The sequence below is a fragment of the Streptomyces flaveolus genome (assembly GCF_000716535.1).
Taxonomy (GTDB): Bacteria; Actinomycetota; Actinomycetes; order Streptomycetales; family Streptomycetaceae; genus Streptomyces; species Streptomyces flaveolus_A.
Genome location: NZ_JNWV01000001.1, coordinates 184,122 through 198,324 on the forward strand (window position 1 = coordinate 184,122; position 14,203 = coordinate 198,324).

Annotated in this window: 15 protein-coding genes; 7 read left to right on the forward strand and 8 right to left on the reverse strand. The window is 69.9% G+C overall.

Going from position 1 to position 14,203, the window contains the following annotated elements; all coding sequences use genetic code 11:
- Window positions 1–75 precede the first annotated feature (75 nt).
- A complete protein-coding gene (locus OO52_RS00835; protein ID WP_030640092.1) occupies window positions 76–942 on the reverse strand; it encodes a GNAT family N-acetyltransferase in 867 nt (288 codons plus the stop codon).
- A 149-nt stretch (window positions 943–1,091) separates the two neighbouring features.
- Between OO52_RS00835 and OO52_RS00840 the strand changes: the two genes are divergently transcribed.
- Complete coding sequence (locus tag OO52_RS00840) at window positions 1,092–1,724, forward strand: HAD family hydrolase (RefSeq protein ID WP_030640091.1); 633 nt, start codon at window positions 1,092–1,094, stop codon at window positions 1,722–1,724.
- Between the two features lie 323 nt (window positions 1,725–2,047).
- The gene (locus OO52_RS00845) at window positions 2,048–3,319 is read left to right on the forward strand and encodes a globin domain-containing protein (RefSeq protein ID WP_234339572.1); all 1,272 of its coding nucleotides are present in this window, start codon (window positions 2,048–2,050) and stop codon (window positions 3,317–3,319) included.
- A 6-nt stretch (window positions 3,320–3,325) separates the two neighbouring features.
- Here the strand turns inward: OO52_RS00845 and OO52_RS00850 are convergent, their stop codons facing one another.
- The 5 genes from OO52_RS00850 to OO52_RS00870 all read right to left on the reverse strand — a co-directional run bounded on the left by OO52_RS00850 (window position 3,326) and on the right by OO52_RS00870 (window position 7,029).
- Entirely contained in the window at window positions 3,326–3,808 is a 483-nt protein-coding gene (locus OO52_RS00850; RefSeq protein ID WP_030640089.1) for an NUDIX domain-containing protein, read from the reverse strand.
- A gap of 87 nt (window positions 3,809–3,895) precedes the next feature.
- Window positions 3,896–4,801: a LysR family transcriptional regulator gene (locus OO52_RS00855; protein WP_030640088.1), complete on the reverse strand. Its 906-nt coding sequence runs from the start codon at window positions 4,799–4,801 to the stop codon at window positions 3,896–3,898.
- Window positions 4,802–5,013: 212 nt separating this feature from the next.
- The gene (locus OO52_RS00860) at window positions 5,014–6,159 is read right to left on the reverse strand and encodes a cystathionine gamma-lyase (RefSeq protein ID WP_030640086.1); all 1,146 of its coding nucleotides are present in this window, start codon (window positions 6,157–6,159) and stop codon (window positions 5,014–5,016) included.
- Complete coding sequence (locus tag OO52_RS00865; RefSeq protein WP_030640084.1) at window positions 6,156–6,647, reverse strand: low molecular weight protein-tyrosine-phosphatase; 492 nt, start codon at window positions 6,645–6,647, stop codon at window positions 6,156–6,158. The genes OO52_RS00860 and OO52_RS00865 overlap by 4 nt, the downstream gene beginning before the upstream one ends.
- A gap of 4 nt (window positions 6,648–6,651) precedes the next feature.
- Entirely contained in the window at window positions 6,652–7,029 is a 378-nt protein-coding gene (locus OO52_RS00870) for a phage holin family protein (protein ID WP_030640082.1), read from the reverse strand.
- A 104-nt stretch (window positions 7,030–7,133) separates the two neighbouring features.
- Here OO52_RS00870 and OO52_RS00875 point away from each other — a divergent pair, with 104 nt between their 5' ends.
- The 4 genes from OO52_RS00875 to OO52_RS00890 all read left to right on the forward strand — a co-directional run bounded on the left by OO52_RS00875 (window position 7,134) and on the right by OO52_RS00890 (window position 9,485).
- The gene (locus tag OO52_RS00875) at window positions 7,134–7,451 is read left to right on the forward strand and encodes a cupin domain-containing protein (RefSeq protein WP_030640081.1); all 318 of its coding nucleotides are present in this window, start codon (window positions 7,134–7,136) and stop codon (window positions 7,449–7,451) included.
- 134 nt (window positions 7,452–7,585) lie between these two features.
- Window positions 7,586–7,798, forward strand: coding sequence for a DUF5326 family protein (locus tag OO52_RS00880; RefSeq protein ID WP_030640080.1), 213 nt, complete (start codon window positions 7,586–7,588; stop codon window positions 7,796–7,798).
- A 319-nt stretch (window positions 7,799–8,117) separates the two neighbouring features.
- The gene (locus OO52_RS00885) at window positions 8,118–8,948 is read left to right on the forward strand and encodes an IclR family transcriptional regulator (RefSeq protein ID WP_420711397.1); all 831 of its coding nucleotides are present in this window, start codon (window positions 8,118–8,120) and stop codon (window positions 8,946–8,948) included.
- A gap of 99 nt (window positions 8,949–9,047) precedes the next feature.
- Window positions 9,048–9,485 carry an SsgA family sporulation/cell division regulator gene (locus tag OO52_RS00890; RefSeq protein WP_030640078.1) on the forward strand — a complete coding sequence of 146 codons (438 nt, stop codon included), beginning with the start codon at window positions 9,048–9,050 and terminating at the stop codon, window positions 9,483–9,485.
- A gap of 180 nt (window positions 9,486–9,665) precedes the next feature.
- Here the strand turns inward: OO52_RS00890 and OO52_RS00895 are convergent, their stop codons facing one another.
- A complete protein-coding gene (locus tag OO52_RS00895; RefSeq protein WP_030937549.1) occupies window positions 9,666–11,081 on the reverse strand; it encodes a YibE/F family protein in 1,416 nt (471 codons plus the stop codon).
- Window positions 11,082–11,332: 251 nt separating this feature from the next.
- On the opposite strand from OO52_RS00895, the gene thiC reads away from it, so the two are divergent.
- Complete coding sequence (gene thiC / locus OO52_RS00900; RefSeq protein ID WP_030640075.1) at window positions 11,333–13,117, forward strand: phosphomethylpyrimidine synthase ThiC; 1,785 nt, start codon at window positions 11,333–11,335, stop codon at window positions 13,115–13,117.
- 115 nt (window positions 13,118–13,232) lie between these two features.
- Here the strand turns inward: thiC and OO52_RS00905 are convergent, their stop codons facing one another.
- Window positions 13,233–14,096, reverse strand: a complete 864-nt coding sequence (locus tag OO52_RS00905; RefSeq protein ID WP_030640073.1) for a membrane protein — start codon at window positions 14,094–14,096, stop codon at window positions 13,233–13,235.
- Window positions 14,097–14,203: the final 107 nt, after the last annotated feature.

Genomic DNA, 14,203 nt, shown 5'->3' on the forward strand with positions numbered 1-14,203 from the left:
AACAGCTACAACCCGGACCTCATGACACCGGCCCCGCCGCTCCGAGCGGCGGGGCCGGTGCCTGTCGTACGGGGGTCAGCCCGCGGCGACCGTCAGCGGTGCGAACCGCCGGGTCCAGTCCCCCGGCAGATCCGTGATGCCATAGGTCATCACCGAGTTGAAGGCCACGGAGGCCAGGCCCCGCTCCTTCGCCCAGGCCAGCAGCTCTTCATGGCGCACGTCGATGTCGGTCCGCAGGGGACGGTCCGTACCGGCCGCCAGCGAGGCGATCAGCGCCTTGGCGGTCTCCGTGTCCCGGGCGATCAGCGGGCCGACGACGTGGGTGTCCATGTTGGGCCACGCGGCGGTGTAGCCGATGAGCCGGCCGTCCTCCTCGGCCACCCGTAGGTGATCGGCGAAGGCGGGCAAGCGGGTGATGAGGGGAGTGCGATCGGTACCGAACACCTCTTCGTCGAGGCGAAGGATCGCCGGGAGGTCCTCTGCGGTGGCGGCACGCGTGGCGACCCCGGATTCCGGGCCGCCGGGGGTGAAGCGACCCGTCAGCATCTCCGCCCGGCCCGCCACCTTGAATCCCAGCTCCTCGTAGAGAGGACGGCCGTACGGCGTGGCGTGCAGGGTCAGCGGAGTGGTCCCCATGCTCGACAGGACGTGCCGCATCAGGCGGCGCCCGACGCCGCGGCGGGCGTGGCGTTCGGCCACCAGAACCATGCCGATGGCGCCGAGATCCGGCCGTCCCCACGCGCCGTACTCCGTGACCACGCACGCCGCGACGAGACCGCCCTCGGGGTCGTCGATGCCGAAGCCCTTCCCTGCTGTGAGGAGGAAGCCCCACTTGTGTTCCTCGCGTGGCCACCCCCGGTCCTCGGACAGGTCGGCGCAGGCGGTGAGATCGCGAAGCGTCAGGCGGCGAATGGGCAGAGCGGTGAGGGAAGGAGTTGGCACGCAGGTCAGGCTGTCCGACCGGCACCCCTGCCGTCCACCCGTTTCGACGCAGACGCACGTGCTTTTGGCCATCCCGTGGCCCTGGGCACAGCCCATCGACAGCTCTGCCTGTTTCACGTGAAACATCGGCAGCCCACTAGCCTCGGGCCATGGCGAGACTTCATCTCTTCGATCTCGACGGCACCTTGCTGCACGGAACGACCGCTCCAGTGGAGATTTCACGCCAGCTGGACGTGGAGGCGGAGGCCGTGGCGCTGGACCGGGCGATCGCGCAGGGCCGGATCGGTCCGCCGGAGTACGCGGCGCAGGTGTACGACCTGTGGGCGGACCTGACCGAGGAGCATGTGCGGACCGCGTTCGAGGCGGCTCCCTGGCTGACCCGGATCCGCGAGGTCTGGGCGACGATCAGAAGCGCGGGCGAGTACTGCGCGGTGGTGTCTCTCTCGCCCTCCTTCTTCGTGGAACGCCTCCTCGACTGGGGTGCCCACGCTGCGCACGGTTCGCGCTTCCCGGCCGTGCCGTTCACCGAGCCTGTGGATCCCTCCGGGGCGCTCAGCGCAGCGGCCAAGGTGACCATCGCGGACCGGCTCTGCGTGGAGTTCGGGGTGGCACGTGCCGACTGTGTGGCATACGGCGACTCGTCGTCGGACAAGGACTTGTTTGCTGCCGTACCGGTTTCCGTGGCGGTCAACGCCGATGCGCACCTGGCCGGACTGGCGACCCACTCGTACACGGGACGGGATCTGTGGGAAGCCTATGAATTGGTCGGGCCGGCCCGGTAGTTGATCGACATCACCGCTCGCCCCGTGCTGTCCTCGCGACCGAGAGAGGAGAGGCTTGTGCGCGTGGCAGCGGCCGGTAGGGTCGACTCCGGTTCACGTCCGGGCTGGAGCGCAGGTCTCCCGTTCGGGCGAGAGCAGGGCATGCAGCCTCGTGGTGCGGAGAGGCCAAGAACCGCATTTCCGGGTTCCCGAGCCCCTGGCAGCGCCGGGGATGAGAAGGTGCGGACGAAGCGCCATGGCTGGACGCCGCCGGGGGAAAGCATGCGCCTTCCGGAGGGAGGGTGCGCAGACCGACCGCAAGACGTTCGATGCGAGGGCACACCATGGACGCTCCGACCGCCGCACCGGGGGAGAACGCCACGCCGGGTGAGGGCGGCTGGTTCATGCCGAGCCAGGGGGCATCGGCTCGGCCACCGATCGGCGATCAGGACACGTCCGAGGCGTCGCTACGCGTGCCCGCGCAGCGGTCGGCCCCGGCTGCCGAGGAGGGCTCACCGGATGCCCTTCTCATCCGCCGCACGATGACCGAGATCGGCCCCGACGCCGACAAGGTCACCTCCTACTTCTACGCTCTCCTCTTCGTCCGCCATCCCGAACTGCGGTCCCTGTTCCCGGCCGCGATGGACACCCAGCGGGACCGCCTGCTGAAGGCACTGCTCACGGCGGCCGAGTACCTGGACAACACCCCGGTCCTCGTGGACTACCTGAAGAGCCTGGGCCGGGGACACCGCAAGTACGGGACGCGTGCCGAGCACTACCCGGCCGTGGGTGAATGCCTCATCGGCGCGTTGAGCAGGTACGCCACCGTCTGGAACCGGGAGACGGAGGCCGCCTGGGTGCGGGCCTACACGACGATGTCCCAGGTCATGATCGATGCGGCGGCTGCCGACGAGCTGCGTGCCCCGGCCTGGTGGCAGGCGGAGATCGTCACGCACGATCTGCGGACCCGGGACGTCGCGATCCTCACCGTCCGCCCCGACCAGCCCTATCCCTTCCTCGCCGGCCAGTACACGAGCGTGGAGACACCCTGGTGGCCCCGGGTGTGGCGGCACTACTCCTTCGCGTCCGCGCCCCGCTCGGACGGACTGCTGACGTTCCACGTGAAAGCCGTCCCGGCCGGCTGGGTCTCGAACGCGCTGGTCCACCGTGCCCGGCCCGGGGACGTCATACGCCTCGGCCCGCCGGCCGGCTCGATGACCGTCGACCACACCACCGACAGCGGGCTGCTCTGCCTGGGCGGCGGCACCGGCATAGCGCCCATCAAGGCCCTGGTGGAGGACGTCGCAGTACGCGGAGAGCGTCGCCCGGTGGAGGTGTTCTACGGGGCGCGCACCGATCACGACCTGTACGACATCGGCACGATGCTCAGGCTCCAGCAGAGCCACCCGTGGCTGTCGGTCCGGCCTGTCACGGACCAGCAGGCGCACCCTCGGTTGCCCGACGCCATACGCGCCTACGGCCCGTGGGCCGGGTACGACGCCTATCTCTCGGGCCCGCCCGGAATGATCCGCAGCGGCATCGACACCCTCCGGGACATCGGCATCCCGTCGCACCGCATACGGCATGACGCGGTGGAAGGACTGCTCGTCGGCTGACCGCGCCTAGCCGAGGTCGGGGGCGTGCATGGCCCGTACCCCCTCGATGTTCCCGTCCAGGTAGTGGCGCAGTGACAGCGGGACGAGATGGACGGAAGCGATGCCGACGCGGGTGAACGGGACGCGGACGATCTCGTACTCACCGGCCGGCTCGTCCACTTCGGGGCCGTGACGCAGGGCCGGGTCCATGGACTCCAGCCGACAGACGAAGAAGTGCTGCACCTTCACCCCGGTCGCGCCGCCGTCTTCACCGATGTGCTCCACCGTGTCCACGAAACACGGCACCACGTCGGTGATCTTGGCGCCGAGTTCCTCGTACACCTCCCGGTGCAGGGCGTCCACGACGGTCGAGTCCCCGGGTTCGACTCCGCCACCGGGGGTGACCCAGTAGGGATCGACACCAGGCTTGGTGCGCTTGATCAGGATCAGGTCGTCACCGTCCAGAAGAACGGCACGGGCGGTGCGCTTGACCACGGGTCGGACGGTCATGGGAGAAATGTGGCCCGGCTGGTTCCACGTGAAACATCGCAAAGTGCCACGACATGACCGCAGCGCGTGCACCCCCGACGGACGGCGTCAGCCCCAGGCCGTGGCGGCGCGCTGGAGCCACTCATGGGCCCGGGCGATATGGGCAAGGGCGAGCGTGCCGGTCCGCACCACCAGGAAGTACGTGCGCAGTGGCGGGACCACCGGATCGTGCAGGGTGACGATCGTGCCGTTCTCCAGTGCCGGGGCACACAGGTAGCGGGGCAGCACCGCCAGTCCGGCCCCGGCGATGACGCACGAGAGCACGGCCCGCAGATCCGGGACGATGACCGTGCCCGTGGCGGCCGGGCGGGAGTCGAAGACGGAGGCCCAGTAGCGCGAGACGAACGGCAGCGACTCGTGGACCTCGACGAGCGGCAGGCGCTCCAGGGCCGTGGCGCCCTTCAGCCGCAGCGCGTCCGAGCCGATCCGCGCCGCCCAGCGTGGGGCGGCGACCAGCACATGCTCCTCGTCGCAGAGCGGGGTGGCGGTGAGCAGCGCACCGCGCGGCCATGCCGTGCTGATGGCCAGATCATGAAGGCCGCTGGCCAGCCCCTCCAGCACCTCCTCGGTCGTCCCGAAGGAGGCCCGTAGCGTGAAGCTCCGGCTGTCGTCGTCGGTCGGCTCGCTGAGCGCCGGCAGAGCACGTTCGGCGGTGAACTCCGGAGGCCCGGCCAGGTGCAGCGTCCGTGCCGAGGACTCGTCGTCCAGGCCGCTCTCCGCTATCTCCACCAAGGCGTCGAGATGCGGTGCGGCCCTGTGCGCGAGTTCGTCGCCGACGCTCGTCGGGGTCACTCCGCGAGCCTGGCGGAGGAACAGCGGTCTGCCGAGCTGACGCTCCAGCGTGCGGATCTGCGAGGTGACGGCAGGCTGGGAGAGGCCGAGCAGAGCGGCGGCGCGGGTGAAGGAGCCGGCTCTGTGCACGGTGACGAAGGTCCGCAGCAAGGCCAGATCCATGGCACGCCCTCCCCTGTCGCTGCCTCCTCCGGCCCCCAGGCAGGCACCAACTATAAATAAGTCGATAGGTCTCTGTCGTTAGCGTGATTGGACACTGACGCAGAGTCAACTAGCCTGGTTCGCACGGTCTTTCCCAGGAAAGCCGCAGGCGGTCCGAGCCACGAGGGGGGAGGCTCGGACCGTCCTGGTGACAGTGGCGGGAGACGCGGACGCTACTCGGCGGACTCGTCCAGGGCGCGCAGCACGTCGGCCACCAGGTCCTCGGGGTCCTCCGCGCCGACGGACATACGGATGAAGCCCTCCGGGACGGCGTCCCCGCCCCAGCGGCGGCGGCGTTCGGCCGTGGACCGCACCCCGCCGAAGCTCGTCGCGTCCTCCACCAGCCGCAGGGCAGCCAGAAAACGCTCGGCACGCGTGCGCGTGGGCAGGGTGAAGGAGACGACGGAGCCATAGCGGCGCATCTGCTGCGCGGCGATCTTGTGCGAGGGGTCGTCGGGCAGGCCCGGGTAGCGCAGGCCGGAGATCTCGGGCCGCTGCCGGAGCGCTTCCGCGACGGCGAGGGCGGTGGCGTTCTGCCGGTCGACGCGCAACTGGAGCGTGGCGATGGACCGGTGTGCCAGCCAGGCCTCCATGGGACCGGAGATCGCGCCGACGATCTTCCGCCAGCGGCGCACGGCGGCCATCGCCTCGGCGTCGCGACCGGTGACGTAACCCAACAGGACATCGCCATGGCCGGTGAGCTGCTTGGTACCGCTGGCCACGGAGAAGTCGGCGCCCAGCTCCAGCGGACGCTGGCCGAGCGGGGTGGCGAGGGTGTTGTCGACGGCCACCAGGGCGCCACGCGCATGGGCCGCCTCGGCCAGGCGCCGGATGTCGCAGACATCGAGTCCAGGGTTGGACGGCGACTCGATCCACAGCAGCCGCGCTCCGTCGAGCACCTCCAGCTGGGCGTCCCCGCCGGTCGGCGCGGTCCGCACCTCGACGCCGTACGCCTCGAGCTGGGCACCGACCAGCGGCAGCACCTGGTAGCCGTCGGACGGCAGCACGACCGCGTCCCCGGCGCGCAGCTGCGAGAACAGCACGGCGGAGATCGCCGCCATGCCGGAGGCGAAGACCAGCGTCTCGGTGTCCTCCCGCCCGGGTGCCTCCAGCTCGCTGACGGCCCGCTCCAGCAGCGTCCAGGTCGGGTTGTCGTCCCGGCCGTACGCGTACGGTCCCGAGACCTCGCCGGGCAGGTGGAAGTGGGCCGCGAACACCGGTCCGGGCAGGGTCGGCTCGTTCTTGGCCGGCTCGGGCAGTCCCGCCCGTACCGCGCGCGTGCCGTCGCCAGGGCCCTCGTTCTTCGTGGCGTCGCTCATGCCGCCCGTCCTTCCAGTTCGTGCCGTACGGCGGCGAGCAGACCGGTGCTCGCCGCCTCCACCATCTCAAGGCACTCCTCGAAGCCGTCGCGGCCCCCGTAGTACGGGTCCGGCACGTCGAGGTCGTCACCGGCGGCGGGGTCGTAGGAGCGCAGCAGGCGTATCTTGCGCGCGTCCTCCTGGGTGGGCGCGAGGCGGCGCAGGGCCTTGAGATGGCCGGTGTCGAGGGCTATCACCAGGTCGAGGCGGGCGAACCACGACGGCGGGAACTGTCGGGCGACGTGCTCGCTGTCGTAGCCGTGCTCCTCCAGGACCGAGACGGTACGCGGGTCGGCGGGCTCGCCCTCGTGCCAGCCGCCGGTGCCGGCGCTGTCGACCGCCACCAGGTCCTCCAGCCCGGCCTCCGCCACACGCGCGCGGAAGACGGACTCGGCCATAGGGGAGCGGCAGATGTTGCCGGTGCACACGAAACAGACGCGGTAGGTCATGCGCTCAGTCCTCGTCGGGCAGGACGACGTGCAGCGCCCAGGAGACGACGGAAACGATCAGACCGCCGACGACGGCCGTCCAGAAGCCCTCCACATGGAAACTCAGGTCGAGCTTGCCGCACACCCAGGAGGTCAGCAGCAGCATCAGCGCGTTCACGACCAGGGTGATCAGGCCCAGGGTCAGGATGAACAGCGGGAAGGTGAGCACCTTCACGATCGGCTTGACCAACCAGTTCACCAGGCCGAAGATCAACGCGACGACGATCAGCGTGCCGGCCTTCTTGGCGGTGTTGTCACCCGTCAGGGTGATCTTGTCGAGCAGCCACACCGCAACCGCCAGGGCGCCCGCGTTGGCGATCGTCTTGACTACGAAATTCTTCATGTGTCTGATCGTGGCAGACCGGGCGGACCCTGGCCGGACGGATGGCGAGCGGTGCGACGGCGGGCAGCGGAACAGTGAGCAGTAAGGCGAGGGCGGCAGCGGCTATGAAGGCATTCCGGCTGGACGATCTGGAGGCGGAACGCGCCGCCAACGAGGGCGCCTACCTGCAGTTCCTGCGCGAGCGGAACATGTCGGTCGGCCTGTACGCCCTCAACGCGGGCGAGCACGACCCGCAGAAGCCGCACGGCCAGGACGAGGTGTACTTCGTGGTCAGCGGCCGGGCGTCGATCACCGTCGGTCTGGAGACGACCCAGGTGGCGCGGGGCAGCGTCGTGTACGTGCCCGCCGGGGTCGCCCACAAGTTCCACCACATCAGCGAGGACCTCAGGGTGCTCGTCGTGTTCTCTCCACCCGAGGCCTGACCCTGGAGCCCCGGGTTCCCTAGGGGACGGGTCAGGGGAGGACAAGGGATGCGAGGCCCCCGTGAGGGCCCCCCGCGGCCCTAGCATCGAGTGCGGAACATCGACAACGCACGAGAACGCAAAGGACGAGGGCGATGCGAGAGATCTTCGCGGGGCTGCCGTGGTGGGTGAAGTGGGTCGCGGTGCCGGTCATCGCCCTGGTCGTGTTCGGCGGCCTGATAGCGACGGTGGTCGGGTTCGTGATCGGCCTGCTGTTCAAGGCGCTGGTCTTCGTCGCCCTGGTGGGCGGGCTGATCTACATCGTCCGCAAGTTCATGGGGAACTCCTCGTCGCGCAGCGACTGGTGAGGCACCCGGGAGCCGGTCACCCGTGACGGAGGGCCGGTTCCCTCGGGGGAGGGAAGTTTCCCCGTGGAGCCGCCTCCGGGCGGTGGTGGGCGGTTAAAGTCCGGAACTCCCCACGGGGTCCGGCCCCGTGGGCGGCGCAGACCCCCCTCCGTGCTCTTCCCCGCACGGGCTGCCCCTCGCGCTCCGGGAGTGACCCTTGGCCACGGTTGACACCGCACCGGCAGAACCCCACGCACCCCCCGCCCCACTGCGCTCGTGCGCGCCCTCCGTCCAGCGACCGGTGCCCCTGGCCGTCCCGGGTCAGCCACAGGCGGCGGACATCCCCGGACCCCCGCGCGCCGCGGACCGCTCCGGACCCCCGCCCTCCGCCGGCCGGCCGGGTCCACCGGCCGCCCCCACACCCACCGCCACGCTCATCGGGTCCGTCCAGCGCGCCATGCGCCTGCTGGAGACCGTGGCCGCGCACGCGTACGGCGCCCCCGCCAAACAGCTCGCCCGCGAGACCGGCCTCGCGCTGCCCACGACGTACCACCTGCTGCGCACCCTCGTCCACGAGGGCTATCTGCGCCGCGAGAAGGGACTGTTCTTCCTCGGTGACGCGGCGGAGCGACTGGGCCGCAGTGGAGCGCGGCAGAAACGTCGCAGCACGGTGGCGGACACACTCGCGCACTGGCGCGATTCCATCGGTGTGCCGGTGTACTACGCGATGTACCGGGACGGCGAGATCGAGGTCATGTGCGTCTCCGCCTCCCGTCAGGCGCCCGCGGTGGAAGAGTGGGCGGACTTCCGCGAGACCGGCCATGCGCACGCGATCGGACAGTGCCTGCTCTCCCAGCTCGACGAGGACGCGCGACGCGACCACCTCGCCCGGTATCCCGTGCGGCCCGTCACGCCGTACACCGTGCGGGACAACGACGCGCTGCTGCGGCGGCTGGCCCGGATGCGGCGCATGGAACCGGTGGTGGAACGCCAGGAGTACGCGGTCGGCACCGTGTGCGCGGCGGTCCCGATCACGGTCGGCACCACCGCGGCCACCATGGCCATCTCCCTGCCCGTCCACCAGGCCGATCGGCTGATGCCCGCGGCACAGCGGCTGCAGGCGGAGATCGGGCGGCATCTGGGGTCGCTCACGCTCTCTATCAGTATCTGAAAACTTACTCCTTGTGATCTCTTGTGTACTTTCAGCAAGATTTGACCACGGTCATAGGGATCAATCCCGGCCAGTCGATGTCATATGACGGGATAGGCGATGCGCGAGTCCGTACAGGCAGAAGTCATGATGAGCTTTCTCGTGTCGGAGGAGCTCTCCTTCCGCATCCCGGTGGAGTTGCGCTACGAGACCTGTGATCCGTATGCCGTACGCCTCACCTTTCATCTGCCGGGCGATGCACCGGTGACCTGGGCCTTCGGGCGGGAGCTGCTGATCGACGGGGTCGGCCGTCCGTGCGGGGAGGGGGACGTGCACATCGCCCCCGTCGAGTCCGAGGTACTGGGTGAGGTGCTGATCCGGCTTCAGGTCGGTGGCGACCAGGCCCTGTTCCGCTCGTCGGCGCCACCGCTCGTGGCCTTCCTCGACCGTACGGACAAGCTCGTGCCGCTCGGCCAGGAGGGTGCGCTCGCCGACTTCGACGCGCATCTCGACGAGGCCCTGGACCGCATCCTGGCCGAGGAACAGAGCGCCGGCTGAAGCGTTACGGCAAGGGACGGCGGGCGATCCGCACTGCCGCGTGGACCTGTGCAGGAACGCTTCTGCGGCGGGGGCCCGTTCCGGCGGGCCCACCTCTCCGCGGTGCCCACCCCCCGGCAGGGCTGGCCGCTTCCGGCGTCAGCCCTCCGTGGTCATTTCCTCGGCGTCACCCCGTCCGGGTCACCGCTTCCGCCGTCGGCCCCGGCCGCCGCGTGCCGGTGCGGGCTGTGCCCCGGCGGGCGCCGTGACACCGGGTCCGGGCCGGTCGGCCGCCACGACGAGCGCGGCCAGCGCGGTGGTGACCGGGACCGAGGCGACCAGACCGATCGAGCCCACCAGCGTGCGCACGATCTCCTCGGCCACCAGCTCGCTGTTGGCCACGGTGCCGACGCTGCTCTGCGCGATCGAGAACAGCAGTAGCAACGGCAGTGCGGCACCGGCGTAGGCGAGCACGAGGGTGTTGACCACGGACGCGATGTGGTCGCGGCCGATGCGGATGCCCGCTCGGTACAGCCCGCGCCAGCCCATCGACGGGTTGGCCTCGTGCAGCTCCCAGACGGCCGAGGTCTGCGTCACCGTCACGTCGTCCAGGACGCCCAGCGAACCGATGATGACGCCGGCCAGCAGCAGACCACTCATGTCGATCGACGGGTACAGGCCGTGGATCAGGCCGGTGTTGTCGTCCGTGTTGCCGGTCAGCGCGGCCCAGCCGATGAACAACGAGCCGAGCACGCCGATCAGGGAGAGCGAGATCAGCGTGCCGAGCACCGCCACCGACGTACGTGCCGACAGACCGTGGCACATGTACAGGGCGATCAGCATGATGGCGCTCGATCCGACCACGGCCACCAGCAGCGGGTTCGACCCCTCGAGGATCGCCGGCAGGATGAACAGCGTCAGCACGAGGAAACTCACGGCCAGTGCGACCAGGGCCATGACACCGCGCAAGCGGCCCACCACCACGACGGCCACCGCGAAGATCCCCGCGAGCAGTGCCATGGGGAACTTCCGGTTCACATCGGTCACCGAGTACTGCAGGTCCTTGGGGGCCGAGGGCTCGTAGGCGACCACGACCTTCTCGCCCTGGTGCAACTGCCGCGACTGGTCCGGCTGCACGATCTCGGTGAAGGTACGGCCCTCGTCCTTGCCGGTGTCGACCCGGATGGTGGCCTTCTTGCAGGTTCCGTTGGCCTCCGCCTCCGCCGACGTGCCCTCGGCGGTGGAGGTGTCGCCGGTCGGAGTGCCGCCGGACGCGTTCACCGACTTGCAACTGACTTCGACGACCCGGGCGACCGTGGCCTGCTGGGTCTGCCGGTCGAAGCCGACGCCGGTGCGTTTGTGGGAGGGTGCCTCCCCGGGCCAGAGGACCACGAGGCCCACCAGGACCGCCGCGGTGAAGGGGACCAGGATCGCCGCGATGACCTTGCGCAGGTGCCGGGAGACGGGGGCGGCGGGGCCGTGGCTGTGGCTGTGGCCGTGCGAGTGGCTGTTGCCGTGTGAGTGACCGTGGTCGCGTGGGCCGTGGCCGTGTCCGTCGCCCTGTTCGGAGCCGTCTCGGCGGGGTGGCTCGGGCGGCTGGTAGGGGTACTGCTCCATCCTGGTCACCGCCCGATCATCGCAAGAACAGCGGGGGGCCCACTGTTCACCGCGCCACACATGACGCTAGCGTGGAGGCACCTTTGCACACGCGGGAGCTCGGAGCACCGGGCTGAGAGGGCGCTGACCTCCGTAGACGCGATGTTTCACGTGGAACAGAAGGTGTTCCACGAGGAATGTCGGCAGACGGAAGCCGCTGCGTCGACCGCCGAACCTGTTACCGGGTAATGCCGGCGTAGGGAGTAGGTCTCATGGCCAACAAGGACGCACGCACGCCTGCCTCCATCCAGGACGAGAAGTCCCAGGAGGCCGGGAAGTCCATCGGCTGGCACAAGGCGTACGTCGAGGGCTCGCGCCCCGATCTGCGCGTGCCGGTCCGTCAGGTGCACCTCACCAACGGGCAGTCGGTCACGCTGTACGACACATCAGGCCCGTACACCGATCCACTCGTCGACACGGACGTCCGCCGGGGCCTGCCGCCGCTGCGGGAGAACTGGATCATCGCCCGCGGCGACACCGAGGAGTACGCGGGCCGTCCGGTCCGTCCCGAGGACGACGGGATCAAGCACACCTCGCCGCGGGGCGGGCTGCGGAATCTGGACGCGGTCTTCCCCGGACGCCCGCGCCAGCCGCGGCGGGGCCGCAACGGCGAGGCGGTGACGCAGCTCGCGTACGCCCGCCGGGGCGAAATCACGCCGGAGATGGAGTTCGTGGCCCTCCGGGAGAATGTGTCTCCCGAGGTGGTCCGCGAGGAGATCGCGGCGGGCCGGGCCGTGCTGCCGGCCAACGTCAACCACCCGGAGATCGAGCCGATGATCATCGGCAAGCGGTTCCTGGTGAAGGTGAACGCCAACATCGGCAACTCCGCGGTGACGTCCTCCATCGAGGAGGAGGTCGAGAAGATGACCTGGGCGACCCGCTGGGGCGCCGACACGGTCATGGACCTGTCCACCGGCCGCAACATCCACACCACCCGCGAGTGGGTCCTGCGCAACTCCCCCGTCCCCATCGGCACCGTGCCGCTCTACCAGGCCCTGGAGAAGGTCGACGGCAAGGCCGAGGAACTGACCTGGGAGATCTACAAGGACACCGTCATCGAGCAGGCCGAGCAGGGCGTGGACTACATGACGGTCCACGCGGGCGTCCGGCTGCCGTACGTCCCGCTCACCGCCAACCGCAAGACCGGCATCGTCTCGCGTGGCGGTTCGATCATGGCCGCGTGGTGCCTGGCCCACCACAAGGAATCGTTCCTGTACGAGAACTTCGAGGAGCTGTGCGAGATCCTCGCCGCCTACGACGTCACGTACTCGCTGGGCGACGGCCTGCGGCCGGGCTCGATCGCCGACGCCAATGACGAGGCGCAGTTCGCGGAGTTGAGGACGCTCGGGGAACTCAACCGGATCGCCAAGCGTTTCCACGTACAGACCATGATCGAGGGCCCGGGACACGTTCCGATGCACAAGATCAAGGAGAACATCGACCTTCAGCAGGAGATCTGCGATGAAGCTCCGTTCTATACGCTCGGCCCGCTGACCACGGACGTCGCGCCGGCGTACGACCACATCACCTCCGGCATCGGTGCCGCGATGATCGCCTGGTGGGGCACGGCGATGCTCTGCTACGTCACGCCCAAGGAGCACCTGGGCCTGCCCAACCGGGACGACGTCAAGACCGGCGTCATCACCTACAAGATCGCCGCACACGCGGCGGACCTCGCCAAGGGGCACCCCGGCGCCCAGGAGTGGGACGACGCCCTGTCCGACGCCCGCTTCGAGTTCCGGTGGGAGGACCAGTTCAACCTCGCCCTGGACCCGGACACGGCACGGGAGTTCCACGACGAGACCCTGCCGGCCGAGCCCGCCAAGACGGCCCACTTCTGCTCGATGTGCGGCCCGAAGTTCTGCAGCATGAAGATCTCGCAGGACATCCGGCGTGAGCACGGCGGCAGCCGGGCCGAGATCGAGGAGGGCATGGCCCAGAAGTCGAAGGAGTTCGCGGCCGCCGGCAACCGGGTGTACCTGCCGATCGCGGACTGACCGACGCACGCGAACTCGCCGCGCCGGCCGGTCCCCTGACGGCCGGCTGGTGCGGCGGGGCAGCAGGGCTCGCGGCCGACCGGGGTGCCGGCAGCACACCGGTGGGCCGCCCGGGTCACTCGGGCTGGTGTTCCGGGCCGCCGAAGTCCGGGCTCGTGTAGTCGGGGCTGGTGAAGCTCGGGCGGCCGGTCTCGGTGCCGTCGTCGGGGCTGCTGAAGCCGGGACGGTCGTAGCCGAGGCGGGGTATGCGGCCGGTCGGTGCGGACGGGGTCGGCGGGTGTCCGGCGCTCGTGCCGGGGTCGATGAGTGCCGCCTGGAGGAAGGGCAGGATGCCGCGCTCCAGCAGGGCGTCCCGCCAGGTCTCCTTGGCCCTGGCCAGCTCCTCGATGGCCGCGTCCCGTGCCCGGTCGTCCGCCGGGGTGCTGTTGCGCAGGGCGGTGAGCAGCAGTCCGACCGCGGCGACGAGGATCGCCGCCGCGGTGATGGCGCCGAACACCCAGCCGGCGGTGAGCATGGTGTGGGCGAAGGTCTGGCCGGGGTCGAGCATCTTCAGGATGTAGCCGACGAGCAGGAAGATCACCGCGGCGGTCCCGGAGAGGACGGGTGCCAGGACGGCGATGACCGCGATGGCGCCCGCGCCGTTGCTCTCGGCGGCTTCGCCGAGGGTGGTGGCGAGGCCCGAGGCGGCCGAACCAGGATCCGTTTCCTCGGAGTCGTCGACGGTCGGCGGGCCGGACGGTGTCGGGTGACGCAGTTGGTCGCGCAGCTCGACATAGTGCTGGTACTCGGCGGCCGCCGCTGCCGTGATCAGGGCTGAGGCGTTGAGCGCCATGGTGCGCAGTTGTTCGGAGTTGAGCCGCTGACCGACAGCGGCCAGTTCCGGTCGGTGCGGTGCGGAGCGCAGCGCCTCATCGAGGAGCCGCTCGAATTCCTGGCGGTCCTCGCTCTGCAGGTGCTGCGGAACGCTGTTCATGTGCATCCCCCGATGCTCCGTAGGGCTTGGGGCTCACACGCCGGCGAGCCGTCGGGCAGAAACGGAGGGGAGCCTGCTACGGATAAGCCGATGGTAGAGCCGTGACTGCGCAC

Bases quoted from the DNA above. Each gene is read 5' to 3' on its own strand.
- OO52_RS00840 (WP_030640091.1), top strand. From the start codon at position 1,092: ATGGCGAGACTTCATCTCTTCGATCTCGACGGCACCTTGCTGCACGGA.
- OO52_RS00845 (WP_234339572.1), top strand. From the start codon at position 2,048: ATGGACGCTCCGACCGCCGCACCGGGGGAGAACGCCACGCCGGGTGAG.
- OO52_RS00850 (WP_030640089.1), bottom strand. From the start codon at position 3,808: ATGACCGTCCGACCCGTGGTCAAGCGCACCGCCCGTGCCGTTCTTCTG.
- OO52_RS00855 (WP_030640088.1), bottom strand. From the start codon at position 4,801: ATGGATCTGGCCTTGCTGCGGACCTTCGTCACCGTGCACAGAGCCGGC.
- OO52_RS00860 (WP_030640086.1), bottom strand. From the start codon at position 6,159: ATGAGCGACGCCACGAAGAACGAGGGCCCTGGCGACGGCACGCGCGCG.
- OO52_RS00865 (WP_030640084.1), bottom strand. From the start codon at position 6,647: ATGACCTACCGCGTCTGTTTCGTGTGCACCGGCAACATCTGCCGCTCC.
- OO52_RS00870 (WP_030640082.1), bottom strand. From the start codon at position 7,029: ATGAAGAATTTCGTAGTCAAGACGATCGCCAACGCGGGCGCCCTGGCG.
- OO52_RS00875 (WP_030640081.1), top strand. From the start codon at position 7,134: ATGAAGGCATTCCGGCTGGACGATCTGGAGGCGGAACGCGCCGCCAAC.
- OO52_RS00880 (WP_030640080.1), top strand. From the start codon at position 7,586: ATGCGAGAGATCTTCGCGGGGCTGCCGTGGTGGGTGAAGTGGGTCGCG.
- OO52_RS00890 (WP_030640078.1), top strand. From the start codon at position 9,048: ATGCGCGAGTCCGTACAGGCAGAAGTCATGATGAGCTTTCTCGTGTCG.
- OO52_RS00895 (WP_030937549.1), bottom strand. From the start codon at position 11,081: ATGGAGCAGTACCCCTACCAGCCGCCCGAGCCACCCCGCCGAGACGGC.
- thiC (WP_030640075.1), top strand. From the start codon at position 11,333: ATGGCCAACAAGGACGCACGCACGCCTGCCTCCATCCAGGACGAGAAG.
- OO52_RS00905 (WP_030640073.1), bottom strand. From the start codon at position 14,096: ATGCACATGAACAGCGTTCCGCAGCACCTGCAGAGCGAGGACCGCCAG.